This is a genomic window from Streptomyces sp. NPDC048352 (assembly GCF_040651895.1).
Classification (GTDB): domain Bacteria; phylum Actinomycetota; class Actinomycetes; order Streptomycetales; family Streptomycetaceae; genus Streptomyces.
The window spans coordinates 113,225-138,784 of record NZ_JBEZKZ010000005.1 but is presented as its reverse complement, the minus strand read 5'-3'; the positions used below and the strand labels follow the sequence as shown (position 1 = coordinate 138,784).

General features: G+C 76.3%; 26 protein-coding genes. 17 read left to right on the top strand and 9 right to left on the bottom strand.

The window, feature by feature from the left end; translation table 11 throughout:
• Positions 1–120 precede the first annotated feature (120 nt).
• Genes AB0D45_RS05020 through AB0D45_RS04995 form a run of 6 tightly spaced genes read left to right on the top strand, consistent with a single transcriptional unit; the run spans position 121 to position 6,109 of the window.
• A complete protein-coding gene (locus AB0D45_RS05020) occupies positions 121–1,143 on the top strand; it encodes a ketoacyl-ACP synthase III (RefSeq protein WP_362455324.1) in 1,023 nt (340 codons plus the stop codon).
• Entirely contained in the window at positions 1,140–1,886 is a 747-nt protein-coding gene (locus tag AB0D45_RS05015; RefSeq protein ID WP_362455323.1) for a glycosyltransferase, read from the top strand. The genes AB0D45_RS05020 and AB0D45_RS05015 overlap by 4 nt, the downstream gene beginning before the upstream one ends.
• Positions 1,886–3,376, top strand: coding sequence for a class I adenylate-forming enzyme family protein (locus AB0D45_RS05010; RefSeq protein WP_362455322.1), 1,491 nt, complete (start codon positions 1,886–1,888; stop codon positions 3,374–3,376). The genes AB0D45_RS05015 and AB0D45_RS05010 overlap by 1 nt, the downstream gene beginning before the upstream one ends.
• Entirely contained in the window at positions 3,373–4,128 is a 756-nt protein-coding gene (locus AB0D45_RS05005; protein ID WP_362455321.1) for a glycosyltransferase family 2 protein, read from the top strand. The genes AB0D45_RS05010 and AB0D45_RS05005 overlap by 4 nt, the downstream gene beginning before the upstream one ends.
• Positions 4,125–5,210, top strand: coding sequence for a cytochrome P450 (locus tag AB0D45_RS05000; protein WP_362455320.1), 1,086 nt, complete (start codon positions 4,125–4,127; stop codon positions 5,208–5,210). The genes AB0D45_RS05005 and AB0D45_RS05000 overlap by 4 nt, the downstream gene beginning before the upstream one ends.
• On the top strand, positions 5,207–6,109 hold the full coding sequence (locus AB0D45_RS04995; protein WP_362455319.1) for an NAD-dependent epimerase/dehydratase family protein: 903 nt from the start codon (positions 5,207–5,209) through the stop codon (positions 6,107–6,109). Before AB0D45_RS05000 ends, AB0D45_RS04995 begins: the two co-directional genes overlap by 4 nt.
• Here the strand turns inward: AB0D45_RS04995 and msrB are convergent.
• From msrB to AB0D45_RS04975, 4 genes are all read right to left on the bottom strand, one after another.
• Positions 6,090–6,497, bottom strand: a complete 408-nt coding sequence (gene msrB, locus AB0D45_RS04990; protein ID WP_361609153.1) for a peptide-methionine (R)-S-oxide reductase MsrB — start codon at positions 6,495–6,497, stop codon at positions 6,090–6,092. The two genes, AB0D45_RS04995 and msrB, sit on opposite strands and share 20 nt — an antisense overlap.
• A gap of 15 nt (positions 6,498–6,512) precedes the next feature.
• Positions 6,513–7,922: a UDP-N-acetylmuramate--L-alanine ligase gene (gene murC / locus AB0D45_RS04985; protein WP_362455318.1), complete on the bottom strand. Its 1,410-nt coding sequence runs from the start codon at positions 7,920–7,922 to the stop codon at positions 6,513–6,515.
• 42 nt (positions 7,923–7,964) lie between these two features.
• Positions 7,965–8,432, bottom strand: coding sequence for an indole-3-glycerol phosphate synthase (locus AB0D45_RS04980; RefSeq protein ID WP_361609157.1), 468 nt, complete (start codon positions 8,430–8,432; stop codon positions 7,965–7,967).
• Positions 8,433–8,578: 146 nt separating this feature from the next.
• Positions 8,579–9,361, bottom strand: a complete 783-nt coding sequence (locus tag AB0D45_RS04975; RefSeq protein WP_362455317.1) for a pyrimidine reductase family protein — start codon at positions 9,359–9,361, stop codon at positions 8,579–8,581.
• A gap of 36 nt (positions 9,362–9,397) precedes the next feature.
• On the opposite strand from AB0D45_RS04975, the gene zapE reads away from it, so the two are divergent.
• The 5 genes from zapE to AB0D45_RS04950 all read left to right on the top strand — a co-directional run bounded on the left by zapE (position 9,398) and on the right by AB0D45_RS04950 (position 14,396).
• Complete coding sequence (zapE, locus tag AB0D45_RS04970; protein ID WP_361609161.1) at positions 9,398–10,504, top strand: cell division protein ZapE; 1,107 nt, start codon at positions 9,398–9,400, stop codon at positions 10,502–10,504.
• A gap of 61 nt (positions 10,505–10,565) precedes the next feature.
• The gene (locus AB0D45_RS04965) at positions 10,566–10,991 is read left to right on the top strand and encodes an OsmC family protein (RefSeq protein WP_362455316.1); all 426 of its coding nucleotides are present in this window, start codon (positions 10,566–10,568) and stop codon (positions 10,989–10,991) included.
• Positions 10,992–11,141: 150 nt separating this feature from the next.
• Positions 11,142–12,488, top strand: a complete 1,347-nt coding sequence (locus AB0D45_RS04960) for an alkaline phosphatase PhoX (protein ID WP_362455315.1) — start codon at positions 11,142–11,144, stop codon at positions 12,486–12,488.
• A 46-nt stretch (positions 12,489–12,534) separates the two neighbouring features.
• Positions 12,535–13,470: a PPK2 family polyphosphate kinase gene (locus tag AB0D45_RS04955; RefSeq protein ID WP_362455314.1), complete on the top strand. Its 936-nt coding sequence runs from the start codon at positions 12,535–12,537 to the stop codon at positions 13,468–13,470.
• Positions 13,471–13,487: 17 nt separating this feature from the next.
• Complete coding sequence (locus tag AB0D45_RS04950; RefSeq protein ID WP_362455313.1) at positions 13,488–14,396, top strand: polysaccharide deacetylase family protein; 909 nt, start codon at positions 13,488–13,490, stop codon at positions 14,394–14,396.
• Positions 14,397–14,448: 52 nt separating this feature from the next.
• On the opposite strand, the gene AB0D45_RS04945 is transcribed toward AB0D45_RS04950, so the two are convergent.
• The 3 genes from AB0D45_RS04945 to AB0D45_RS04935 are packed head-to-tail and all read right to left on the bottom strand — an operon-like array spanning position 14,449 to position 16,591.
• The gene (locus AB0D45_RS04945) at positions 14,449–15,105 is read right to left on the bottom strand and encodes an ABC transporter (protein WP_362455312.1); all 657 of its coding nucleotides are present in this window, start codon (positions 15,103–15,105) and stop codon (positions 14,449–14,451) included.
• Positions 15,102–15,920, bottom strand: a complete 819-nt coding sequence (locus tag AB0D45_RS04940; RefSeq protein ID WP_362455344.1) for an ATP-binding cassette domain-containing protein — start codon at positions 15,918–15,920, stop codon at positions 15,102–15,104. The genes AB0D45_RS04945 and AB0D45_RS04940 overlap by 4 nt, the downstream gene beginning before the upstream one ends.
• Entirely contained in the window at positions 15,917–16,591 is a 675-nt protein-coding gene (locus AB0D45_RS04935; RefSeq protein WP_361610958.1) for an AIM24 family protein, read from the bottom strand. Before AB0D45_RS04935 ends, AB0D45_RS04940 begins: the two co-directional genes overlap by 4 nt.
• Before the next feature lie 71 nt (positions 16,592–16,662).
• Between AB0D45_RS04935 and AB0D45_RS04930 the strand changes: the two genes are divergently transcribed.
• The 6 genes from AB0D45_RS04930 (at position 16,663) to AB0D45_RS04905 (ending at position 23,119) form a co-directional block, all read left to right on the top strand.
• Entirely contained in the window at positions 16,663–17,412 is a 750-nt protein-coding gene (locus AB0D45_RS04930) for an aminoacyl-tRNA hydrolase (protein ID WP_362455311.1), read from the top strand.
• Positions 17,409–17,846 carry an SMI1/KNR4 family protein gene (locus AB0D45_RS04925; protein ID WP_362455310.1) on the top strand — a complete coding sequence of 146 codons (438 nt, stop codon included), beginning with the start codon at positions 17,409–17,411 and terminating at the stop codon, positions 17,844–17,846. Before AB0D45_RS04930 ends, AB0D45_RS04925 begins: the two co-directional genes overlap by 4 nt.
• 199 nt (positions 17,847–18,045) lie before the next feature.
• A complete protein-coding gene (locus AB0D45_RS04920; RefSeq protein ID WP_362455309.1) occupies positions 18,046–19,335 on the top strand; it encodes a DUF692 domain-containing protein in 1,290 nt (429 codons plus the stop codon).
• Positions 19,332–20,399 (top strand): TIGR04222 domain-containing membrane protein, encoded by a 1,068-nt coding sequence (locus AB0D45_RS04915; RefSeq protein WP_362455308.1) that lies wholly within the window; start codon positions 19,332–19,334, stop codon positions 20,397–20,399. The genes AB0D45_RS04920 and AB0D45_RS04915 overlap by 4 nt, the downstream gene beginning before the upstream one ends.
• A gap of 84 nt (positions 20,400–20,483) precedes the next feature.
• On the top strand, positions 20,484–21,242 hold the full coding sequence (locus tag AB0D45_RS04910) for a TIGR04222 domain-containing membrane protein (RefSeq protein ID WP_362455307.1): 759 nt from the start codon (positions 20,484–20,486) through the stop codon (positions 21,240–21,242).
• A gap of 137 nt (positions 21,243–21,379) precedes the next feature.
• Positions 21,380–23,119 carry an alpha/beta hydrolase gene (locus AB0D45_RS04905; protein ID WP_362455306.1) on the top strand — a complete coding sequence of 580 codons (1,740 nt, stop codon included), beginning with the start codon at positions 21,380–21,382 and terminating at the stop codon, positions 23,117–23,119.
• 112 nt (positions 23,120–23,231) lie between these two features.
• Here the strand turns inward: AB0D45_RS04905 and hemQ are convergent, their stop codons facing one another.
• The gene (gene hemQ / locus AB0D45_RS04900) at positions 23,232–23,945 is read right to left on the bottom strand and encodes a hydrogen peroxide-dependent heme synthase (protein WP_361603574.1); all 714 of its coding nucleotides are present in this window, start codon (positions 23,943–23,945) and stop codon (positions 23,232–23,234) included.
• Between the two features lie 23 nt (positions 23,946–23,968).
• Positions 23,969–25,447 carry a protoporphyrinogen oxidase gene (gene hemG / locus AB0D45_RS04895; RefSeq protein WP_362455305.1) on the bottom strand — a complete coding sequence of 493 codons (1,479 nt, stop codon included), beginning with the start codon at positions 25,445–25,447 and terminating at the stop codon, positions 23,969–23,971.
• Positions 25,448–25,560 lie beyond the last annotated feature (113 nt).

Genomic DNA, 25,560 nt, shown 5'->3' with positions numbered 1-25,560 from the left:
CCCATGACGCCCCATCAGGTGCGCCCTGAGGTGGAGAGCGGGGTCCTACTCAGCGCCCCCACACAGGAACTGAGCATCCGTACTCAGGTCCGGGCGGCGTCCGCTCGTCATCGTGGGGGCATGTCCATACAGTCATGTGATCCGCGGCCGCGCGTCGGCATCACCGCCGTCGCCAGCCTGCTGCCCGAGGACGCGCTGTCCTCCGACGACCTCCAGCGGGAGGTGTCCCGGCGCAGTGGCCTGGCGCTGCCCGCGCGGCTCCTGACGCAGGCCACCGGGATCGTCTCGCGGCGGGTCGCGGGCCCGGGGGTGTACGCCTCCACGCTGGCGGCGGGCGCGGCCCGGCGGGTGCTGGACTCGGCCGGGCTCTCGCCGCTCGACGTGGACCTGCTGGTCTTCGCCTCCGCCTCGCGGGACCTGGTCGAGCCGGCCACCGCCCACATCGTGCAGGCGGAGCTGGGCTCGCGGGCGCACGCCGTGGACGTCACCAACGCCTGCAACAGCTTCGTCAACGGGATCGACCTCGCCCGCAGCGCGGTCCTGGCCGGGCGGGCCCGGCGGGCGCTCGTGGTCACCGGGGAGACGCCGAGCCGGGCGGTGCGGATGGACCCCGCCGACTTCGCGGAGTTCCGCAACGGTTTCGCGGGGTACACCTTCGGCGACGCGGGCGCGGCCGTGCTGCTGGAGGAGGTGGAGCGCGGCGGGATCCTGGACGTGGACAGCGAGACGCATTCGGAGCACTGGGAGGTCGGGGGCATCCCGGGCGGCGGGTCGCGGCACCCGCGCGGGGACGCGTACACCTACTTCCAGGGCGACGGGCACGAGCTGCGCGGGGTCTTCGAGAAGGTGGGGACGGCGGTCATCGACCGGACGCTGCACCGGACGGGCATGGACTGGGACGGTTTCGCCAAGGTGCTCGTCCACCAGGTGACGGTGCCGTACCTGGAGCGGTTCGCGGAGCTGACGGGGGTGCCCGCCGGGAAGCTGGTGGTCACGGTGCCCGAGCTGGGCAACGTGGCGAGCGCCAGTATCGGGGTGCAGCTGGAGCGGGTCTTCCCCGGGCTCGCCGCCGGTGAGCGGGTGCTGTTCGTCGGCCTGGGCGGCGGGATCAGCATCATGACGATGGTGTGGGAGAAGGCGTGAGCGGGCGCATGTGGGTGGTGGTGCCCGCGCACGAGGAGGAGGCGCGGCTCGGCGGGACCCTGCGGGCGCTGGCGGCGCAGCGGGACCGGGACTTCACGCTGCTGGTCGTGGACAACGCCTCGGCGGACGGCACGGGCGGGGTCGCGCGCGGGTTCGCGGCGGACGCGCCCTTCCCGGTCGAGGTGATCGAGGAGCCGGAGAAGGGCGTCGGCTCCGCGGTGGACACCGGCTTCCGGTACGCGATCGCGCACGGCGCCACCCTGCTGGCCCGTACGGACGCGGACTGCCTGCCCCGGCCCGGGTGGACGGGTGCGGCGCGGGCGGCGCTGGCGGCCCGCCCCGGGCTGGTGTGCGGGCGGGTCACGGCGCGGCGCGACGAGCACGGCCCGCTGGGCCGGGCCGGTTTCGCCGCCCTGGTGGGACTGGCCGCGCTGTTCGGCCGGCTGCGGCCCGGGCACGCCCGCCGGCACGGTTTCCGGGCGCCGTACCGGATGCACGCGGGGAACAACATGGCCATCACCGCCGAGCTGTACCTGGCCGTGGGCGGGATGCCCCGGCGCCCTTCGCCTACCGACCGGCTCTTCCTGAACGCGGTGCGCCGCCACACCGACCGGATCTCCCGCTGCCGGGGCATGGTCGTGGAGAACTCCACGCGCCGGCTGCGCGCGTACGGCCTCGCCGGGACCGCCCGCTGGTACCTCGACCAGGGCAGCGGCACGCACGGAACGGACGACCCCCGCTGATGCTGGACCGACTCGAACACGCGCTGCGGGCCCGGCCCGAGCGGCCCGCCGTACTCTCCGCGACCCGTTCTGGCGGCACCCGGGTCCGCGCCACCCGGGGCGAACTCGCCGGGCTCGCCGACGACTTCGCCGCCGCGCTGCACGCCCGCGGACTGCGCGCCGGGGACACCGTCGGGGTGGCCGTGCGGCCCGGGCCGCGCGCCCTCGCGGTGCTGCTGGCGCTGTGGCGGCTCGGGCTGCGCGGCGCCGTGCTGGACCCGGGTGCCGGGGCCGAGGTGCTGCGGGCCCGGCTCGCGCTGGCCCGGCCCGCGCTGGTGCTGGCCGACGCCCCCGCGCAGGCCGTGGCGGGGTGGGCCCGGCCGCTGGCCCGGCGGGCGGCGCTGGAACTGCCGGAGCTGGCCGCGCTGGGGCCGGTGGCCACGGTGGGGCCGCGGCTGCCGGGGTGCGCGCCGGCGCTGGAGCGGGGGGCCCGGCGGGCGGGGGTGCCGGCCCCGTACGAGGGGGACGGCGACGCGGTGATCGTGTTCACCTCCGGGACCACCTCGCGGCCCCGGGCCGTGGTGCACACCCGGGCGGGACTGGCCGCCGGGATGGAGGCGGTGTCCGGGCTGTTCGGCACCGGGACCGGCCGTGGGGAACCCGTGCTGGGCGGCACCTTCTTCGTGCTGGTGCCCTCGCTGACATGCGGGGCGCCGGTCGCGCTGCCGGCCCGCTCCCCGGCCACGCTGGCCCGGCAGCTGGACCGGCTGCGGCCGCGGGACACCTACCTGACCCCGCCGCAGCTGCGGGACGCCCTCGGCGCCGGGGCGCGGTTCGGGGGCCGGGTGTGGACGGGTTCGGCTCCGGCGAGCGCCGGCCTGCTCGGCCGGGTCCGGGAGGCGGGCGCGGAGCAGGCGTGGGGGGTGTACGCGCTGACCGAGCTGTTCCCGGCGGCGGCGGTGGAGTCCCGGGAGAAGGACGCCTTCGACGGGACCGGGGACTTGGTGGGGGCCCCGCTGCCCGGGGTGCGGACCGCCGTGGACGCGGGCGGGCAGCTGCTGCTGGCCGGCCCCGCGGCCCGGGACCGCTACCTGGGGGAGGCGCCCGATCCGTGGGTGGCCACCGGGGACCGGGCGCACCTGGACGGCGCCGGCCGGGTCGTGCTGGAGGGGCGCTGCAAGGACATGGTGCTGCGCCGGGCGGAGAACATCTACCCGGGCCTGTACGAGCCGGGCCTGCACGTGCCGGGGGTGGAGCTGGGGGTGCTCGTCGGGGTCCCGGCGGGCGACGGGGACGAGCGCCTGGTGGCGGTGGTGCAGCCGCAGCCGGGCGTGCCCGAGCCGGCCCTGCGGGCCGCGCTGTCCGAGCCGCTGCGGCGGATGGGCACGGCCCGTCCCGACGCGCTGCTGTTCGCGCGGATCCCGCTGGCGGGGCGCTCGCGCAAGCCGGACCGGGCGGCGGTCTCGGCGCTGGCAGCCCGGCTGGTGACGGCGTCGGGGACGCGGCCGTGAGCCTGTGGGTGGTCGTCCCGGCGTACAACGAGGCGGCGTCGGTCGGGGGCACCCTGGCGGCGCTGGCCGCGCAGCGGGACACCGCCTTCTCGCTGGTGGTGGTCGACAACGCCTCCACGGACGGGACGGCCCGGATCGTACGGGAGTTCGCGCGGTCGGCCCCGTTCCCCGTCGAGCTGGTCCACGAGCCCGAGCCGGGGGCGGGGACGGCCGCCGACACCGGCTTCCGGCACGCGGTACGCGCCGGGGCGCGCCTGCTGCTGCGTACGGACGCGGACTGCCTGCCGGCCCCGGACTGGACGGCCGTCGCCCGGGCGGAGTTCGGCCGGGGGGCCGAGGTGCTGTGCGGGCGGAGCGTGCCGCGCCGCGACGAGCGGCCGGGCTTCGCCGAGGCCCGGCTGCTGCCGGCGCTGGTGCGGCTGTCCGCGCTGTACGGGCGGTGGCGGCCGGCGCACCGCGGTCCGCGCTACCGGGCCCCGTACGTGCTGTGCCACGGGCACAACCTCGGCATCACCGCCGAGCTGTACCTGCGATGCGGCGGGACCCCGCGCGAGCGGCTGGAGGAGGGCTCGGAGGACGTCACGCTGCTCAACCGGGCCCGCGAGCACAGCGCGCGGATCGTGCGCGCCGAGCACCTGGTGGTGGAGAACAGCCTGCGCCGGCTGCGGTCCTGGGGTGCGCGGCGCACCCTGCTCTGGTACTGGGACCGGCGTTACCGGCCCGCCGACACGAAAGAGGTCCACGTCCGATGACCAGCCACGACCGGGCGCGCCGGCGCGACCGCAGGGTCTACCTGCGCAGCCACCCCCTGCTGTTCGGGCTGCTCGCCGCCACCCGCGGGCGGGCCGTACGCCGGATCGGCGGCACGGTGCTGGTGCACGGCGCCGACGCCTACCGGGAGGCGCTGACCCGGATCCCGCTGGACCGCACGGCGGCCGGGACCACGGGCGGGGCCGCACGGGAGGCGCTGCGCGGGGCCGGCGGGGTGCTGTTCGACCAGGAGGGCGGCGGGCACCGGGCCGGCCGGCGCTCGCTCGCGGAGGGCCTCGGCGCGGCCGGGGTGGAGGGGCTGCGCGCGCGGTGGCGGCCGCTGCTGGAGCCGGGTTGCGCGCCGCTGGGCCGGGGCGCGGAGGTGGACGTGGCGGCCCTGGCGCGGGAGCTGGCCGGCACGGTGGCGGGGGCCCTGCTGGAGAGCGGGGCCGAGCCGCGGGCGCTGGCGCGGGCGGCCGCCGATGCCGCGGCGGCCTCGGTGCGCAGCCACCTGCCGGGCCCGCCGAGGCCCGGGGCGGCGGCCGCGGCGGCCCGGGCGGCGGGGCGCCTGCGGGGGCTGCTGGGCGGCGGGGACGCCCTGGACGCGATGGTGGCGGTGGCCGCGGTGAACACCACCGTGGCGGCGGTGCCCCGGGCGGTCGCCTGGTGCGCGGACGCCGGGCTGTGGGGGCAGGCCGCGGACGCGGGGGTGCGGCCCCGGCTGGCGCAGGAGCTGCTGCGGGTGACCGCGGCCTCGCCGGTGCTGCCCCGGGTCGCGGCGGGAGCGGGGACGGTCGAGGGCTGCCCGGTGCGGGGCGGGGACCGGCTGCTGCTGGTGGCCCGGCACGCGGCGGGGGCGCACCGGCGGGATCCGGACGGGCGGGACCCGGCCGGGCCGGGGGCGGCGCGGCTGGTGTTCGGGGCGGGGCCGCACGTGTGCCCGGGGGCACGGCTGGCGACCGTCCTGCTGGAGGACGTGCTGGAGGCGCTGGCTCCGTACCGGCCGGTGGTGACGCGCTCCCGGGTGGACCGGCGTGCGGCGCTGCCGGGGTGGCGGGTGCTGACGGTGGAGGCGAGCCGGTGAGGATCGCGGTGACGGGGGCGAGCGGCTTCTGCGGGGGGCACGTCGCCCGCGCGGCGGCGGCGGCCGGGCACCCGGTGGTCTGCCTGGGCCGCCGGCCGGGCCCGCTGGGCGTGCACCGGTTCTGGGACGCGGCGTCGGCCGGGCCGGACCTGTCGGGGGTGGACGTCGTGGTGCACTGCGCGGCGGCGGTGGGTGATCCGGCGCCGGGCTCGCGGGCGGAGGCGGCCATGCGCGCCGTCAACGTGGACGGCACGGCGCGGCTGCTGCGCGCGGCTGCCGGCCGGCCGGTGGTGTGGGTGAGCAGCGCGAGCGTCTACGACCCTCGCCGCGACCGGGCCCGCGTCACGGAGGACCACCCGCGTACGGGCCACCTCAACGCCTACGGCCGTACGAAGGCGGCGGGCGAGGCCCTGGCGCTGGAGGCGGGGGCCGTGGTGCTGCGTCCGAGGGCGGTCTACGGCCCGGGCGACACCCAGCTCCTGCCCCGTCTGCTGGCGCGGGTGCGCGCCGGCACCCTGCTGCTGCCTGGCCCGGACGTGGAACTGAGCCTGACGGCGGTGGAGAACCTGGCGGACGCCTGCCTGGCGGCGCCCGGCTGGGCCCCGGGCGCGTACAACGTGGCGGACGCGGCCCCGTACGCCCGGGACGCGGCGGTCGGGGCGGTCCTGCGCGCCCACGGCGTCCGCGCCCGGATCCGCCACCTCCCGCTCCCGGTGGCGGGGGCGGCGGCCCGTACGGCGGAGCGCCTGGCCCGCCTGACCGGCACCGAGCCGGCCCTGAGCCGCTACGCGGTGGACCAGCTGGCGCACCCGGTGGTCCTGGACCTGGCCAGGGCCCGCGCGCAGGGCTGGACCCCGCGGCGGACCCTGGCGGACTACCTCAGCCCTCGGTCGGCGTGAGCCGCAGGGAGATGCTGTTGATGCAGTACCGCTGGTCGGTGGGGGTCGGGTAGCCCTCGCCCTCGAAGACGTGGCCGAGGTGGGAGCCGCACGTGGCGCAGAGGACCTCGGTGCGGACCATGCCGTGCGAGGTGTCGGCCTTCAGCTCGACCGCGTCGGTGTCCTTCGGGTCGTAGAAGGACGGCCAGCCGCAGTGCGATGCGAACTTCTCCGAGGAGCGGAAGAGCTCGGCGCCGCAGCCGCGGCAGGAGTAGACGCCCTCCGTCGTGGTGTCGGTGTACTCACCGCGGAAGGCGGGCTCGGTGCCGGCGAGGCGCAGCACCTGGTACTCCGACGGTGTCAGCTCCGCCTGCCACTGCTCGTCCGTCTTCTGGACCTCGTACGCCATGACTCCATCGCTCCCTTAGTTCGACAGGTGGGCGAGACGGATCCTGTCCAGGATGTGCGGTCCCAGGTCCGTGACGTCGCCCGCGCCCATGGTGAGAACGAGATCGCCGGGCTTGGCCATTCCCGCGATGACGTCGGCGACGGCGTCCTTGTCGTGCTCGGGGGTGACGTCGGCGCCGGCGGCCCGGGCGGCGGAGATGATCAGCTCGCTGGTGACGCCGGGGACCGGGTCCTCGCGGGCCGGGTAGATGTCGAGGACCACGGAGGCGTCGGCCAGGGCGAGGGCCTGGCCCATCTCCTTGCCCAGTTCCTGGGTGCGGGAGAAGAGGTGGGGCTGGAAGACGACCAGGATGCGGGAGTCCCCGGCGGCGCCGCGGATGGCCTCCAGGTCGGCGGTCATCTCGGTGGGGTGGTGCGCGTAGGAGTCGATGACCTGCACTCCGGCGGCCTCGCCCTTGAGCTGGAGGCGGCGCTTGACGCCGGTGTACTTGCCGAGCGCGGCGGCCAGGTCGTCGGCCGAGATGCCGAGGGCGACGCCGGCGGCGAGGGCGGCGACGGCGTTGTGGGCGTAGTGGCGGCCGGGCACGGAGACGGTGAAGACGATCTCGCGGCCGTCGATCACGACGGAGACCTCGCTGGTCAGGCCCCGGGGGGTGACCTTGCGGATCCAGACGTCGGCGGTCTCCTCCTCACCGTACGTCGTGACGGTCAGCCCGGGGTTGCCGCTGACGCGGCCGGCGATCTCGGCGGCGCCCTCCTGGCCGTGGGCGACGACGAGGGTGCCACCGGGGACGATCTTGCCGACGAAGGTCTCGAAGGACTCGTAGATCTCTTCCATCGACGCGTAGTTCGCGTGGTGGTCGAGCTCCGCGTTGAGGATGATCGCGACCTGCGGGGAGTACTTGTGGAAGCTGCGGTCGCTCTCGTCCGCCTCGGCCACGAAGACGTCGCCCTCGCCGTGGTGGGCGTTGGAGCCGGGGGCGTCCAGGTCGCCGCCGATGGCGTACGAGGGGTCCAGGCCCAGGGCGCCGAGCGCTACGGCCAGCATCGAGGTGGTGGTGGTCTTGCCGTGGGTGCCGGCGACCGCGATGGGGCGCAGGCCGTCCATGACGGAGGCGAGGGCGTCCGAGCGGTGCACGACCGGGATGCCGAGCTCGGCGGCGCGGGCCAGCTCGGGGTTGTCGGCGCGGATGGCGCTGGAGACGACGACGCAGGTGGCGTCGGTGGCGAGGTGGCCGGCGGCGTGCCCGATGTGGACCGTGGCCCCGTGGGCGCGCAGCGCCTGGGCGGTCTCGGAGTCGCGGGAGTCGCTGCCGGCCACCTGCGCACCGCGCTGGGCGAGGATCTTCGCGATGCCGGACATGCCGGCGCCGCCGATGCCGATGAAGTGGGGCCGTTCCATCGCGGTCGGCAGGCCGGGCTTCATTCAGGTCGCTCCAGGATCGAGTGCGGGTGTGTCCGCCCCAGCCTATTCGTTGTGGGCGAAGAGCTTGAGCACCGGAACCTCCACCCTGTGCCGGGCGCGGGAGGCCCAGTCGCGGTGGAAGAACTCCTCGACCAGGTGGGGGGCGGTCAGGACGATCACCTCGTCGGCGCCGGTCTCGTCCACGACGGCCTTGAGCTTGTCGAGGGGGTGGTCCTCGATGATCTGGCCGACGGCCCTGGCGCCCTTGGCGCGCAGGGCGTTGAGGGAGTGTGCGAGCGCGTGTGCGGCGGGGCCCCGGGCGGCCTCGCCCTCGGGTTCGTCGGCCTCGCGGAGGGCTTCGGGCAGCTCGCCGAGCGCGACGTCGTCGATGGCGCGGAGCAGTCGGTCCTGGTCGCCCCTGGGTTGCATCAGGACGATGAAGGAGACCGGGTCGTCTCCGTGCAGGGTGGTGACGAAGTCCACGTCCACCGTGGTCAGCGGCTGCTCGATCATCAATACGCTCGTGAACACGGACGCCCTCTCCTTCATGGGCCGAGACCGGTCGGCCGGCCCCTGCGGAAACCATCCTGCCCCGCTGTCGCGCGGAGCCACGCGGATATCTGTGCCCAGGTATGTGCCCGTCGGAAGCTAAGCGGAACGCGAAATTCCGCCCCTTCTCAGATCCGACGGTAACTGGTGAACAGGAACCCGGCCTCTTCCAGTACGCAGGCCGGCGCGAGCCGGTGCGGAACCGTGACGGAGGGCCCGCCGGAGATCCGCTGGGCGTCCCCCGCCGTGAGCGTCGGGGAGATCGTCAGGCACAGCTCGTCCAGCACGTCCGCGGCCACGAACTGGCCCAGCAGCCGGGGCCCGCCCTCCGTCAGCTGGCGGCGCAACCCGCGCGCGGACAGCTCGCGCACCGCCCGTGCCGGGTCCACCGCGGCCCCCTCGCCCGCCACCACGACCTCGGCCCCGGCCGCGGTCGCCTGCGCCACCCGGTCGGCGGGGGCGCCGGCGCCGGTGACCACCAGGGTGGGCACGAGGGGCGCGGTGAACAGGGGCAGTCCGAAGTCCAGGTCCAGGCTCGCGGTGACCACCGCGATGACGGGCGCGGGGCCCTGCCCGGCGGCCGCGCGCCGGGCGGCGAAGGCCTCCCGGGCCCGGGCCGGGCGGTAGCCCTCCTGGCGAACCGTTTCGGCCCCCACGACCACGACGTCGGCCAGGGCCCGCAGGGTGCCGAAGATCCGCATGTCCGTCTCGCCGGAGATGGGATGCGAGCGGCCGTCGTGCTGGGCGGCCCCGTCCAGGGTGGAGACCATGTTCGCGCGCAGCCAGTGGGCACCGGGCTCCAGCTCGGGGTACGCGTAGGCGTCCGCGATCTCGTCCAGCGACCACTCATGGTCGGCGAGGTCCCGCGGTGTGGCGGCTGTCTGATCGGTCACAGGGAACAGGCGTCGCATCGGTGCAGTGTGACACGCCCCGTAGAGTTAAGAGCTGTGTCAACATCACTCTCCACCTCCGGTCCTGCCTCCGGGCAGCCCCCGATAGCCGACGCGGGCCCCCTCGCCCTGTGCGCCCGCGCGCCGCGCGTGCCCGCCGAACGGCTGGTGGCCGAGATGGTCCCGCCGCCCCGCTTCGACTCGGTGCGCTTCGACACCTACGAGCCCGACCCCGCCCAGCCGAGCCAGGCCGAGGCCGTCACCGTGCTGAGCGGCTTCGCCGCCGGCCTGGGCGGGGCCCACGCCAGCGGTGCCGGCCGGCGCAAGTGGTTCGGCAGGAAGGCGGCCGCCCCCGCCGCGGGCCCCCGCGGGGTCTACCTCGACGGCGGCTACGGCGTCGGCAAGACCCACCTGCTCGCCTCCCTCTGGCACGCCACCCCCGCCGAGCCCGCGCTCAAGGCCTTCGGCACCTTCGTGGAGCTGACGAACCTGGTCGGCGCGCTCGGCTTCCAGCAGACCGTGCAGACCCTGGGCGGACACCGGCTGCTGTGCATCGACGAATTCGAGCTCGACGACCCGGGCGACACCGTGCTGGTGTCCTCGCTGCTCAGCCGTCTCGTGGAGCAGGGCGTGGCGCTGGCCGCCACCTCCAACACGCTGCCCGGCAAGCTCGGCGAGGGCCGCTTCGCCGCCGCCGACTTCCTGCGCGAGATCCAGGGGCTGTCCGCCCACTTCCGGCCGCTGCGCATCGACGGCCAGGACTACCGCCACCGCGGCCTGCCCGAAGCCCCGGCGCCGTTCTCCGACGAGCAGGTCGCCAAGGCCGCGTACGCCACCCCGGGCGCGAGCCTCGACGACTTCCCGGGCCTGCTGGAGCACCTGGCGAAGGTCCACCCGAGCCGCTACGGGGCACTCACGGACGGCATAGCGGCGGTCTGCCTGACCGACGTCGTCCCGGTGCCGGACCAGTCGACGGCGCTGCGCCTGGTGGTGCTGGCCGACCGGCTGTACGACCGCGAGGTCCCGGTGCTGGCCTCCGGCGTGCCCTTCGACAAGCTCTTCAGTGACGAGATGCTGGGCGGCGGTTACCGGAAGAAGTACTTCCGAGCCATATCGCGGCTCACCGCACTCGCACGCGACGCGAAACCCCTGGTCTCGCAGTAGGTTTGGCACGGCCGGGCGCTCCTCGCGGCCCGGCCGTTTCCACTTCTGCGAAGGGATCACCATGGCCACCACGCGTCACGCGCACACCGTCTGGGAAGGCGACCTGCTCAAGGGCAAGGGAGTCGCCACCCTCGACTCCTCGGGCCTCGGTTCGTTCGACGTCTCCTGGCCCGCCCGTACGGAGGCCGCGAACGGCAAGACCAGCCCGGAGGAGCTGATCGCCGCCGCCCACTCCAGCTGCTTCTCGATGGCCCTGTCGCACGGGCTCGCGGGCGCGGGCAATCCGCCCACCCGCCTGGAGACCAAGGCCGACGTGACCTTCCAGCCCGGTGAGGGCATCACCGGCATCCACCTGACGGTGGAGGGCGATGTCCCGGGCATCGACAACGACGCCTTCGTCGCCGCCGCCGAGGACGCCAAGAAGAACTGCCCCGTCAGCCAGGCGCTGACGGGTACGACGATCACCCTGAGCGCCAAGCTCGCCTGATCCCCCGCACCACCGCCGGGCCCCCGCCCGCGTGTCCGGGGCCCGGTGGGGTGACGGGCCGCCCCCGGCGCACGCGTCGCGGGCCCCGACACGGCGCGCCGTGGTACCACGGGCCGGTCACATCTCCAGCCGTCCACCGGGGAGTTGCCGATGTCCGTCACCCGACGCAGCCTGCTCGCGGCCGGCACGATCGCCTTCAGCGGGGCCCTCGGGGCGCTCTTCGCCGGGAGCGCCGGCGCCGCCCGGGCCTCCGCGCGGGGTTACGGGCCGCTGCTGCCCGACCCGCGCGGGCTGCTGGACCTGCCCGCGGGGTTCTCGTACCGGGTGCTCTCGCGCGCCGGTGACCAGCTGCGCTCGGGCGAGGGCACGGTGCCGGCCAACTGCGACGGCATGGCCGCCTTCGGTGCGGGCGGCGGCCGGATCCGCCTCGTCCGCAACCACGAGAACCGGGCCACCGCCGCGCTGCGCGTCCCGGCCGTGGAGGGGCTCACGTACGACCCCGGGGCCCTGGGCGGCTGCACGGTGCTGGAGCTCGACCGGGCGGGCGCGGTGCGCGGCGAGCGGGTCGGCCTCGCCGGGACCGCCGTCAACTGCGCGGGGGGCCGCACCCCCTGGAACACCTGGCTGAGCTGCGAGGAGACCGAGGAGCGGGCCGGGGAGTCGGGGTACGCCCGCGACCACGGGTACGTCTTCGAGGTGGACCCCGCCGACCCGCACCGGCTCGGCGCCGTCCCGCTGACCGCGCTGGGCCGCTTCGCCCACGAGGCCGTCGCCGTGGACCCGTACCGGGGGGTGGTCTACGAGACGGAGGACGCCTTCGTGCGGCCCTTCGGGCTCTTCTACCGCTTCCTGCCGGCGCGGCCGCTCGGCGGTCCCGGCTCCCTGCGGGCCGGCGGCGTACTCGAGGCCCTGCGCGTGCCCGGGGTGGCGGACCTGTCGGCGGTGGACGAGCCGGGGGCGGAGTTCCCGGTGGAGTGGGTCCGCGTACCGGATCCCTCGGCGGCCGGGACGCCGGTCCGGTTCCAGGACTTCGGCCCGCGCGGGATCACCCACGCGCAGAAGCTGGAGGGCTGCTACTGGGGCGGCACCGGGGTGTACTTCGTCTCCAGCTTCGCCCGCAGCGGCGAGGGGGCCGCCGCCGACCACCACGGGCAGGTCTGGTTCCACGACCCGGTGCGCGGCCGGCTCCGGCTGGAGGTGCTCTTCGGCCCCGCGGCGGCCACCGCCCTGCCCGGGGACTCCCCCGACAACATCTGCCTGGCCCCCGACGGGGGGCTGATGGTGTGCGAGGACGGCGGCGGGGACCAGTACGTCCTCGGCGTGACCCCGGACGGGGAGGTCTACCCGATGGCCCGCAACGCGGACGACATCGGCGGGCCCGAGGCACCGGAATGGGGCGAGTTCGCGGGAGTCACCTTCTCGCCCGGCGGGCAGACGATGTACGTCAACGCCTACGCGCCGGGCACCACCTTCGCGGTGACCGGGCCCTGGCGGTGACCTCCGGCGCCTGCCGGAACGTACGGAACCGACGGGATCGGGGTGGATGGCGGTGGCCAAGAAGGACAAGGCCGGCAGGGCCGGGACGGTGGCCGGGGCCGGCGACGGCAGGGCACGCGTGGACGGCGAGGGGGCTCCCGAGGACGCGGCCCTCGGGCCGCTGCTGAGGCTGGCGCCCGGGCGGCCCGTGGACCTCGGCGCCCTCGATCCCTCCGCCGTGCCCGGCGGTCCCGCCGACAAGACCGCAGCCGTCTCCGCCACCGCCCGGCTCGCCGGGCCGCTGGCCTCGCTCCAGGAGCGGCTCTACGCGGCCAGCACCGCCGGGGACCGCCGCCGGGTCCTGCTGATCCTCCAGGGCATGGACACCAGCGGCAAGGGCGGCACCGTCAAACACGTGATCGGCCACCTCAACCCGTCCGGCTGCCGGATCAAGGGCTTCAAGGCCCCCACGAAGGAGGAGAGCGAGCACTCCTTCCTCTGGCGGATCACCAGGGCCCTCCCGCTGCCCGGCGAGATCGGCATCTTCGACCGCTCGCACTACGAGGACGTCCTGGTGGCCCGGGTCCGCGAGCTGGTCCCGCACGACCGGCTGGAGCGGCGCTACGAGGAGATCAACGAGTTCGAGCAGTCCCTCGCCGACGACGGCGTGACCCTGGTGAAGGTCTTCCTCCACATCGGCTACGAGGAACAGCGCGAGCGGCTGCTGGCCCGGCTCGACAACCCCGACAAGCACTGGAAGTTCAGCACCGGGGACATCGAGGACCGCGCGATGTGGCCGGCGTACCAGCGGGCGTACGAGGTGGCGCTGGAGCGCTGCTCCTCGGAGGCGGCGCCCTGGTACGTGGTCCCGGCGGACCGCAAGTGGTACCGGAACTGGGCGGTCGGCAAGCTGCTGCTGGAGCACTTGGAGGCCATCGGTCCGGCGTATCCGCCGGGTGACTTCGACGTGCAGGAGTGCCGTAAACGCCTGCTTGCCACATAGTCATATATTTTGCGTACGTGACCCCTTCCGTACGCACAGTAGCGGCCGTGGCGGTGCTGGGCGCCGCCCTCGCGGGATGCGCGGGCGGCCCCTCCGGCGCCCCGCAGGGCGCGGGAGCGGCCCGGCTGGCCAGCCCCCAGGGCTCCGGCCCCGCCGCGCCCGCCCGGCCCTCCCCCTCCGCCCCGACGGCCCCGACCGCCGCGCCGGTGCCCGGCGCGCCCGCCCGGGTGCCGACCCTGGCCCCCGGCCCGAACGGCCTGACCCCGGTCTTCGAGCGGGCCCGTCAGCGCGCCGACAAGACGGTGGCGCTGACCTTCGACGCGGACATGACCTCCGACCAGGGGCCGCGCGCCGCCTCGGGGGAACGGTTCGACAACCCGGAGCTGATCGACGCCCTGCGCCGGCTGAAGGTGCCGTCGACGGTCTTCATGACGGGCCGCTGGGCCGAGGAGTACCCCGAGCAGGCCAGGTCCATCGGCACGGACCCGAACTTCGAGATCGCCAACCACTCGTACAGCCACCACGCCTTCACGACCCCCTGCTACGGGCTTCCCGCGCTGGACGGCGAGGCGGCGCGGGCCGACGTGGAGCGGGCCTTCGCGGCGTTCAGGAAGGCGGGGGCGGTCAACACGGTGCCGTACTTCCGCTTCCCCGGGGGCTGCTACGACGACCGGGCGCTGCGGGCCCTGTCCGCCGCCCGGGTGACCGCGGTGCAGTGGGACGTGGTCAGCGGGGACGCCTTCGCCAAGGACCCCGACGCGGTGGTGGAGCAGGTGCTGGCCGGGGTGAAGCCCGGTTCGGTGGTGGTCATGCACTGCACGCGCAGCGCGGCCCCGGTGACCGGGGAGGCGGTTCAGAGGATCGTCCCGGAACTGCGGAAGCGCGGCTTCCGCTTCGTGAAGGTCTCGGAGCTGATGGGGAAGTAGGGCTTCCCTCCCTGAACCGGCTCCGGGCCCCCAGCCGGCTCCGCGTCCCGGGTCAGCTGCGGCGGGCGCTGGCGAGGGCGGACGCCGCGCCCGCCGCCCCCGCCAGCAGCAGCGCCCCCGCCAGGGCGCCCAGCGGGAGCGGAACGGTGTCCGACCGGGCGGCCTCGACCAGGGCGGACACCGCGACGCGGGCCGGGGAGACGGCCACGACCCAGGCCAGCAGCGAGCCGACGCCGCCGGCGAGGACCGCCAGGCCGCGCCCCCGCACCAGCGGCCTGCTGCACACCGCGCCCACCGCCGCCCCCGTCAGGGCGCACACCGCCACCGCCACCGCTCCGGCGAGGACCGTCCCGGCGGCCGGGCGGCGTTCGAGGTCGCCGAGCAGCACGGCGTACGCGGCCCCCGCCGCCCCGGCGAGCAGGGCTCCGGCCAGCGCGGTCAGCAGCGTCGCCGCATGCACCCGTACCGGCCCGGCCGCGGCGGCGGAGCAGGCACGGGCGGCCGGGGGTTCCGCCGTGACGCAGATCCGCACCAGCCAGGCGGTCACCGGCACCAGTCCCGCCGCCGCGTAGCCGAGGGCGTCCGGCGCCGGGTCGCCGGAGCGGATCCCGACGGCCAGGAACGCCGCGTACAGGACGAGCGGGGCGATCCAGCGCTGCGAGCGCAGCAGCAGGGCGCCCTGGTAGTGCATCAGGGCGGTCAGGGTCACGGGAGTTCCTCCACGGCGCGGATGTGCCAGGGCGGGTGCGCGGTGAGCAGCTCACGCAGCACGGCGTCGGAGCGGTCGGCGTCCACGGTCAGCAGGACCCCGCCGCCGGGGGCGGGCGCGGCGGACAGGCCCGGCGGCAGGGCGGCGCCGGGCGGGCCGGCCGCGTGGATCCGTACGGCCGGTACGCGGCTCCCGGCGGGCGGGGCCGCGGGCAGCAGCGTGCCGCCGCGCACCCGGTAGTGGGCGTCGGGCAGACCGGCGAGCCGGGCGGGGTCGTGGTCGACGAACACCACCGTGCCCCCGGCGGCGGTGCGTTCGGCGACGGCGCGGTCCAGCTCCGCCCGCGCGGGCGCGTCCAGCCCGGTCCACGCCTCGTCGAGGACGAGCAGCCCGGGCGCGGCGAGCAGGGCCTGGGCGACCGCGACCTTCTGGCTGGTGCCCTTGGACAGTTCGGCCATCGGGGTGCGGGCGTGGGCGGCGGCGCCGAACCGCTCCAGCTCCTCGGCCGCCCGCCGGGCCGCCCGCCCGCGCGGCAGGCCCTGCACCCGGCCCAGGTGGGTCAGGTACGCGCCCGCCGTCAGCGGCAGGGCCGCCGGGAAGCGTTCGGGGACGTAGGCGGTGCGCGGCGGGCGGCCCTCGACGCGGCCCTCGGTCGGCGTGTCGATGCCGGCGAGGATGCGCAGCAGGGTGGACTTGCCGCCGCCGTTGCCGCCTTCGACGCGGACGAGGGCCCCGGCCGGCAGCTCCGCCGTGACCCCGCGCAGCACCCAGGGCCGGCGCCTGCCGTAGCGGCGGCCCACCTCGGTGAGCCTCAGTGCGCGGCCGGTGTCTCGGTGAGCTCGCTGGGCCGGACGATGACGAAGCCCTCGCCGCTCAGCTTCAGCTGGATGGCCTCGCCGGAGCCGCCCCGGATCATGGAGCCGACCGACTGGGAGCGGTGCAGCCCCGTCTCCAGTGCCGCGCTCCAGCCGACGACCGCGTCCGTGTCCACGTACACCGGCGCCTGGGGAGTGACCGGGATGATGATCGGGTTGCCGTCGCAGACCACGGCGAGCTTGCCGGTGCCGGTGAAGAGGCTGTTGAAGAGGCCGCCGCCGGTCATGCCGGCGCCCTTGAGCATCTTGATCTCGTAGGACAGCGTCGGGTCGAAGCACAGGACGTTGCGCCCGTTGACGGTCAGGGCGTCGCCGGGCTCGAAGTCGATGATGAAGCAGTGACCGGCCCGGTGCGCGAACCACGCCTCGCCCTGGCCGCGTACGGACATCAGCGCGAGCCCCTCGCCGGTGACGGCCCGCTTGAGCATGCCGCCGATGCCCTGGCCCTTGCGCTCGAACTGGAGGTTGCCGCGGAAGGCGACCATCGAGCCCTGGCGGGCGATCATCTCGCCGTTGACGGCGTATTTGACGGACTTGGGGTTCTGCAGGGTCATACCGGGTGCGGCAGACGGCTGTGCGAGGTGGTCGCTCGCGAAAAGGTCGCTCTTCATGGACCCGATCCTCGCCCGCGCCCGCCACCCGGGACATCCTCCTGAAGGCGGAGCCTGGCATCCTTGACGGGATGAGCAGCCAGCACACGAACGACACCACAGACGTACCCGCGGTCGGCGCGGACAGCGGCTTCCGGCGCGAACACGCCCTGCGCGACGAGGCCCCGCAGTTCGTCCTGCCCCTGGTGGTGCGGATCGAGAAGACCGACCCGCCGGCGCGGACCGACGCGCTGGAGACGGCGGCCCGTGCGGTGCTGGTCCTGCTGACCGACGAGCGGGCGCACGGCGACGGCGCATGGGCCCGGGCCGTGCGCGACTGGCAGGACGCCCGGATCCGCAAGGTGGTGCGGCGGGCCCGCGGGGCGGAGTGGCGCAAGGCGGGGACCCTGCCGGGAGTCACCGTGGAGGGTGAGGCGTCCGAGGTCCGGGTCTTCCCGCCGGTGCCGCTGGACGGCTGGCCCAAGGAGCTGGCCAAGCTCCAGGTGTCGGGCACCGAACTGGACGACCCCGAGCCGCCGGGGCCGGCCGGACCGGGGGTCCCGGTGCTGTGGCTGAACCCGGACCTCGGCATGTCCGCCGGCAAGGCCATGGCCCAGGCCGGGCACGCGGCGCAGCTGGCCTGGTGGGAGCTGACCGCGGCCGAGCGTGCCCTGTGGCGGGCCTCCGGCTTCCGCCTGGCGGTACGCACCGCCCCGCGCGAGCGGTGGCCGGAGCTGAGCGGGAGCGGGCTCCCGGTGGTCCGCGACGCCGGCTTCACGGAGATCGCCCCGGGCTCCTGCACGGTGGTCGCGGACCACCCGGCCCTGCGCGCCCGGCTGTGAACTGGCGCGAGCTGATCCTCGGGCTGCTGCCGCAGGCGGAGCTCGGCGGGCCGGCGGACGAGGCGGAGCTGGCCGCGGTCGAGCGGGCGCTCGGGCAGCCGCTGCCGGCCGGCCTCGCGGACCTGCTGCGCGCGTGCGACGGGGTCGTCGGACGGCACGGCACCGACGTCGTCTGGAGCGCCGGGCGGATCGCCCGGGACAACGCGGAGCTGCGGAACTCCCCGGAACTCGCGGCCCTGTACATGCCCTTCGAACCGCTGCTGTTCTTCGGGGACAACGGCGGCGGGGACCGGTTCGCCGCCGTCCGGATCCCCCCGCGCCCGGACGTCTTCGTCTGGGACCACGAAACCGACACCCGCGCCTGGGCGGCGGCCGGCCTGGAGGACTACCTGCGCCGCTCCCTCCCGGCATCCGGGGACTGGTACCGGCACTGAGCGGCCCGGACGCCGCCGCCGCGGAAAACCGCGGCCGACCCGGCGGGCGGACCGGCGCCGGTGCCGGCGCCGGAGCCGGTAGAGGGAACCGGCGGCGGGAACCTCAAATGTTGCTCTGAACGTCCCCTCCCGGGGGTTGGCCCGGGTGCGGCCGGGCGATGACAACGGCACACGGCCCGTGAGAGGGGGCGAGGGGGACATGAAGCCCATGGAACGCCTGGGGGTGGGCATCGGCTGGCGGCCGGAGATCGCGGACGCCGTCGAGCGCCTGGACGGCCTGGACTGGGTCGAGGTGGTGGCCGAGAACGTCTGCCCGGGCCACCTTCCCGCATCCCTGGAGCGGTTGCGCGGGCGCGGGGTCCGCGTCGTGCCGCACGGGGTGTCGCTGGGCCTCGGGGGCGCCGACCGCCCCGATCCGGCGAAGCTGGCGGCGCTCGCGGAGCGGGCGGTGGCGCTGGGGGCTCCGCTGGTCACCGAGCACATCGCCTTCGTACGGACCTCCTCGCCCGTGCTGGAGGCCGGGCACCTGCTGCCGGTGCCCCGGACCCGCGACGCCCTGGACGTGCTGTGCGAGAACGTCCGGATCGCGCAGGACGCGCTGCCCGTGCCGCTGGCGCTGGAGAACATCGCCGCGCTGGTGTCCTGGCCCGGGGAGGAGCTGACGGAGGCCCGGTTCCTGACGGAGCTGGTGGAGCGGACCGGCGTGCGGCTGCTCGTCGACGTGGCCAACCTGCACACCAACCGGGTCAACCGCGGCGAGGACCCGGCCGCCGTGCTGGACGGGATCCCCCTGGAGGCGCTGGCGTACGTGCACGTCGCCGGCGGGGTGGAGCGCGACGGCGTCTGGCACGACACCCACGCGCACCCGGTGCCGCCGGTGGTGCTCGACGTACTGGCCCGGCTGCGCGAGCGGGTGGACCCGCCCGGCGTCCTGCTGGAGCGGGACGACGACTTCCCGCCCGAGGCGGAGCTGGCCGCCGAACTGGCCCGGATCCGCGCGGTGGTGGACGCGGGCGGGGCTTCCGGTGCCGTGCGCGAGCGGGTCGCCGTCCGCGAGGGCGCCCCCGGCGAGGCCGGTGAGGCCGCGCGGACCCGGGTGGCGCTGGGGCAGGCGGCCCTGCTGTCGGCGCTGGTCGCCGGGACCCCCGTACCGGAGGGCTTCAACCGGCAGCGCGTACGGGTGCAGGCGCGGGCGCTGGCCGCCAAGCGGGCCTCCGTGGTGGCGAAGGTCGCGCCGGAGCTGCCCGGGATCCTGGGCGGCCCCGCCGCCTACCGCACCGCGTTCCTCGACTACGCCCGCAACCGCCCCATGACGGCCGGATACCGCCGGGATGCGCTGGAATTCGCCGAGCACCTGCTCGTACGGGACCTGCCCGCCGACACGGCCGCCCGGCGCCGGCTCACCGAGTGGTGGCGCGACCGGGCGGGGGTGCGGCCCCCGAGCCGGGTCACGCGCTGGGTCCGCGCCCTGGCCGGGAGGCGGGCGTGAACCCGCTGGCCGTCGCCGTCTGGGCGGCGGTCCTCGTCTCCACCGCGCTGCTGCTCGGCGCCCTGCGCCGCGCCCGGCCGGCGGTGTCCGGGCCCGCGCCGGCCCTGCACGACCTGTCCGAGGCCGCGTTCCTGGCGGGCGGGCCCGGGACGGTCGTGGACTGCGCGCTCGTCTCGCTGCTCGGGGACGGCCGGCTGGTGGCGGGCGGCCCGGGCGTCGTGCAGGCACGGCCGGGCGCACGGGGCGCGGACCCGGCCGAGCGCGCCGTGCTGCTGGCGCTCGCGCAGGCGCCGTCCGGGTGGCTCTACCAGGTGCGGTACGCCGCCATGCGCGAGCCGGCCGTGCAGGAGACCGGGGACGCGCTGGCGGCCCGCGGGCTGCTCTGCGCGCCCGGCGCCGGACGCCGGGCGCGGCGTTGGGGGGTGGTCCAGGCGGTGGTGTGCGCGGTGCTGGTGCCGGTGTCGCTGCCGCTCACCTTCGTGTTCTGGGCGCTCACCCCGGATCCCCGGGTGCCGTTCATCGTGCAGGTTTTGCCGGCGCTGGCGGGCGGCGTCGTGGCGGGCGTGGTGTGCGCGAAGCGGGCGGCGCGGCGGATCACCCCGGCGGGGCGGCGGGCGCTGGCCGGCTTCCGGGAGCGGTACGCGGCGGATCCCGCGCCGCAGGTGCAGACGGCGCTCTTCGGTCTGCGGGGGCTGCGGGACCCGTACCTGCGCGAGCAGCTGGTGCCCGCGGCGCGCGGAACCAGGCTGGCGGCGGCGCAGTCCCGGGGGCGCGGGACCGGCTCGGCGCACGCGCAGGCGCACGCGCACGGGTCGTCGGCGGAGCTGCTGCCCGTGCTCTGGTGCGCGACGGGCGACGGCGGGGGCGCATCCTCCGGGTCCGGTGGCTGCGGGTCCTCCGGCAGCAGCTGTTCCGGTGGCTCCGGGCAGGGCTGTGCGGGCGGTTCCGGTTCGAGTTGCTCCGGCAGTTCCGGCGGCGGCTGTTCCAGCAGCTCCGGTTCCAGTTGCTCCAGCGGTTCGAGTTGCAGCAGTTCCTCCGGTTCCAGCTGCTCCAGCAGTTCCTGACCGCCCATCACCACCGCATCACGAGCTGCTCACGCTTGGGCACCGGCCGCCCGAATGCCGCTCCCGCGGCTGTAGAAATCGGCCATGTTCTGGATCTTGTTCCTGCTGCTGGCCTGGGCCGGGGTGCTGACCTCGGCCACCCGCCTGCTGCGGGCCGCCACCGAGGCCGCCGAGCCGCCGCCCCGGCCCGCCCCCGCCCGGCGGCAGGGGACGCTGAGCCTGTACGAGGCCGCGTACCTGGCCGGCGGCCCGGAGCGGGTCGCCGTCCTGACCCTGCTGTCGATGGAACGCCGCCACCGGCTGCTGCTCGCCCGCACCGGCTGGGCCACCGTGCTCGACCCGGTCGGGCGCGACGACCACGAGCGGGCGGTGCTGGGCGCCTTCGGCCCCGACGGGCAGTCGCCGGTGTCGGCCGTACGGCGGGCCGCCGCCGCGCACGCGGCCGTGGCGGCCCTCGCGGACCGGCTGGCCGGGGCGGGCCTCGCAGTGCCGCGCGCGGTACGGGAGGCGGTGGCGGAGGGGGTCCGGTCCGTGCAGGGGGCCGCGGTGCTGGTCGTAGCGATGGCGGGGGCCTCGCTGGCCGTCCCGGCGGACGGGGCGGACGTGGCGAAGGTGCTGTACTGGTTCGCGCTGCCGATGCTGCTCGCGGTGTGCTGCCTGGCCGTCGCCGGGGCGGGCGGCCCCGCCCGGTCCCCGTGGGCCTCCCCGGCCGGCCGGCGTCTGCTCGCGGCCCTGGAGCGCGACCGCGCCGGCGCCGACCCCCTGGCGGCGGTGGCCATAGGCGGCCTGCGGGCCGTACGCGACCCGGACCTGCGGGCCGCCCTCGGGCGCGACACGCCGTAGCGGGCCCGCCCGCCGCACTCCGCCGGCCGGACGCTCCGTCAACCGGGGGTATCCCGGGCCGCATTGCGGCGGTGTGCCTGTACTGCCACCCGCTCCTGGCATCTCATCGGACCGGACGATGAGATGAAGGGGCCGCCATGCGCACCTGCCGGACGACGACGCCCGCGCGCCGGGGAGCCGCCGTGGCGGCCCTCTGCCTCGCCCTGTGCGCCCCCGCCCCCGCGCCGGCCCGGGCGAGCGCGGCGGATCCCGGGCCCGGTGCCGGGGACGCACGGGTCGCCGCCGAGGACGCCGGGGCGGAGCTCGTCGCCCGGCGGGCCGCCGCGGCCGCCGCCCTGCGCCCGGCGGCCGGCCCTCCGGCCCCCGGGACCCGGCCCGTGCCCCGGCCCCCCACCGGGGGCACGCGGCTGGACTTCCGCCCCTGCCCCACCGTGGAGGAGCTGCCGGATCCGGTGCGGTGCGCCACCCTGCGGGTCCCGCTCGACTACGCCCGCCCCGACGGCCCGCAGATCTCCCTCACCGTCAGCCGGGTCCCCGCCAGCGGCCGCGGCGGCACCGCCCGGCAGGGCGCGCTCGTCCACAACCCCGGCGGACCGGGCGCGTCGGGGATGTTCTTCCCCCTGCTCGCCGACCGCCCCGCGTGGGCCCGTGTCGCCGCCGCCTACGACCTCGTCGGCTACGCCCCGCGCGGGGTGGGCCGCTCCGCGCCGCTGGACTGCCAGGACCCGGCCGAGCGGCCGCACGGGCCGACGCAGGTGCCGGCGCAGCCCTCCGCCGCCTACAAGCGGGCGCGGCTGGCCGCCGCCCGGGCCTACGCCCGCGGCTGCGCCCGGCACGCCGGAGCGGCGCTCGGCCAGTACACGACCCTGAACAACGCCCGCGACCTGGACGTGCTCCGGGCCGCGCTCGGCGAGCCGCGGCTGACCTTCATCGGGGCCTCGTACGGCACCTACCTCGGTGCCGTCTACGCCACCCGCCACCCGGACCGCGTGCGCCGCATGGTGTTCGACTCGGCGGTCGATCCCGACCCGCGCCGCATCTGGTACCGCAACAACCTCGGCCAGGCCCCCGGCTTCGAGCGCCGCTGGGCCGACTTCCGGGCCTGGGCCGCCCGCCACCACGCCACGTACGGGCTGGGCACCACCGGGCGGGCGGTGCGGGCGAGTTACGAGAAGGTCCGCGCGGCCGTGGCCCGCGACCCGGCGGGCGGAGTCGTCGGGACGGGCGAGCTGCACGCGGCGTACCTCCAGACCGCGTACTACGACGACGTCTGGCCGGAGCGGGCCGCGGCCCTCGCCGCCTTCCTGCGCGGGGACCCGGGCCCGCTCGTCCGGCAGGCCGCCCGGGATCCGCGTACCGCGGCCGAGGCGGCGAACGCGACGGCCGTCTACACGGCGGTGCTGTGCAACGACGCCCCGTGGCCCGCCGACTGGGGGACCTGGGACCGCGACAGCACCGAACTGGCCCGCCGCGCCCCCTTCGAGGCCTGGACCAACACCTTCCTGAACCTGCCCTGCGCCTCCTGGCCGGTCCCCGCGCGCCGGCGGCCGGTCGACGTCGGGGCGCCGCCGGGCCGGCTGCCGGGGACGCTGATCGTCGCGGCGGAGCGGGACGGGGCGACGCCCCACCGGGGCGCGCTGGAGCTCCAGGGGCGGCTCGGCGCGCGGGCCGCGCTGGTCACGGAGCAGCGGGCGGGCGCCCACGGGGTGGTCGGCGGACGCAACGCGTGCGTGGACCGGCACGTGGAGCGGTACCTGCTGACGGGGGCCACCCCGGGGTGGCGCGTGACGTGTGCGCCGCATCCGGAGCCCGCACCGGTGTCGCTGGACGACCGGGCGGCGAGCACCTCCAGGGCGCTGCTGCCGCCGGCCGTCTGAACTTCCGGGCGGGATCTCCGGCTGCGTCGTTTCGGGGGCAGGGCCTCCCGATCCCCGGAGGGCCACCCTTGTGTCACGGGTGTTCCTCCGGTCCTTCCCCCCAGGGGAGGTCTCAGGCGAGCCCGGCCACCAGATCGGCGACGGACTTGCGGCGCCCGGTGTAGAAGGGCACCTCCTCGCGGACGTGCATCCGGGCTTCGGAGGCACGCAGGTGGCGCATGAGGTCGACGATGCGGTAGAGCTCGTCGGCCTCGAAGGCCAGCAGCCACTCGTAGTCGCCCAGCGAGAAGGAGGCGACGGTGTTGGCGCGCACGTCCGGGTAGCCGCGGGCCATCTTGCCGTGGTCGGCGAGCATGCGGCGGCGGTCCTCGTCGGGCAGCAGGTACCAGTCGTAGCTGCGCACGAAGGGGTACACGCTGACGTAGTCGCGGGCGACCTCGTCGGCCAGGAAGGCCGGGATGTGCGACTTGTTGAACTCGGCCGGGCGGTGCAGGGCCATGTTCGACCACACCGGCTCCAGCGCGCGGCCCAGCCTGGTGCGGCGGAACAGGTTGTAGGCGGTCTGCAGCTCGTCCGAGGTCTCGGCGTGCCACCAGATCATGATGTCCGCGTCGGCGCGCAGGCCGGAGACGTCATAGGTGCCGCGGACGGTGATGTCCTTGGCTGCCAGCTGGTCGAAGAGCTCCTGGACCTCGTCGGCGAAGCCGGTGCGGTCCTCCGGCAGGACGTCCTTCAGCTTGAAGACGGACCACAGGGTGTAGCGGATGACCTCGTTGAGGTCCTTCGCCTTCTTCCCCGCGTTGGGAATCTTCTCTGGTGCAGTCATGTGTCCATTGTCCCGTGTGCTGATCAGTGGTCTGTCCCAGGGGTGGCCATCGCGGCGATCACCGCGTCGGCCGCCGTGCGGGCGCTCGCGATGCAGGCCGGGACGCCCACGCCGTCGTACAGGGCCCCGCAGACGACGAAGCCGGGCAGCGCGGCGACGGCGGCCCTGATCCGCTCGACGCGGGCGAGGTGGCCGACCGGGTACTGGGGCAGTCCGCCGTCCCAGCGGGTGACGGTCGCGGCCACCGGCCGGGCGGCCAGCCCGACGGCCTCGCCGAGGTCGCCGAGGGAGACGTCGACCAGCTCGGCGTCCTCCCGCTGGAGGTCGCCGTCGTCGCCGTGGCGGCCGACGGAGGTGCGCAGCAGGAACAGCTCGGGGTCGGCCCCGGCCCAGGACCACTTGTTGCTGGAGAAGGTGGACGCCTTGATCGTCCGGCCGTCCACGGGCGGTACGAGGAACCCGCTGGCGCCTCCGTCGGCGATCGCGGCGGGCAGGTCACCGCGCCGGAAGGCCATCGTGACCAGGGCCATGGAGGCGTACTCGACCTCGCGCAGCCCGGCGGCGGCCGTCGGCGCGTGCGGGGCGAGCAGTTCGGCGGCGGGTCCGGCGGGGGTGGCGAGGACCACGGCGTCGGCGTCGAGGACCTCACCGTCGGCGGTGATCCGCCAGCCGGCGGGGGTACGGCTGATGCCGCGCACCGGGGTGCCGGTCAGCAGCCGCGCCCCGGCGGCCCGGCAGGCGTCGGCGACGGCGAGCGGCAGCCGGCCGATGCCGCCGGCGATCCCGGCGAAGAAGGCGCCGGTGGCGGCCGCACCGGTGACGGTGGTCCGCTCGGCGGCCGCGCGGGCGGCGGCCCCGCCCTGGAGGGAGCGGACGCTCTCGGTCAGCGTGGGGTGGGTGCGGACGGCCTCGTACAGGGCGGGGACGGCGGCGCGCATCGAGATGCGGTACGCGTCGCCGGCGTAGACCCCGCCGAGCAGCGGTTCGACGAGCCGGTCGACGACCTCGCGGCCCATCCGGGCGGCGACGTACGCGCCGACGGCCACGTCGTCACCGACCTCGGTGGGCGGCAGTGCCGTGTCGGCGGAGATGCGGGCGAGGCCCTCGGCGGACAGCACGCCGGAGGCCGCGAGCGGGGCCGTGTCGCCCGGGACGCCCATCACGTGGCCGCGGGGCATCTCGCGCAGCGCGCCGCGGGTCCACAGCCGGGCGGTGGTGGTGGCCGGGGGCTGGAGGGCGTCGCCGAGGCCGACGGCCCGGGCGAGCTCCAGGGCCTCGGGGCGGCGGGCGAGCACGGATTCGGCGCCGAGGTCGACGGGGGCGCCCGCGAGCTCCGAGGCGTACAGCTTGCCGCCGAGGCGCGGGCCCGCTTCGAGAAGGGTGACGCGGACTCCGCCGGCGAGCAGCCGGTGGGCGGCCGCGAGCCCGGCGATGCCGCCGCCGATGACGACGACGTGCCGCGAGGGGGCCGGCCCGTCCGTACGTGTGTCCGCTTCGTGCATGAACACATCGTCGCAGACCGGCCGGTGAGGCCGGAACGTGACCGCATCGGGATCAGGCCGGGACCTGGCGGGCGAAACCCGCCCGGGGGCGCGGGACGTCGAAGGGGGGACAT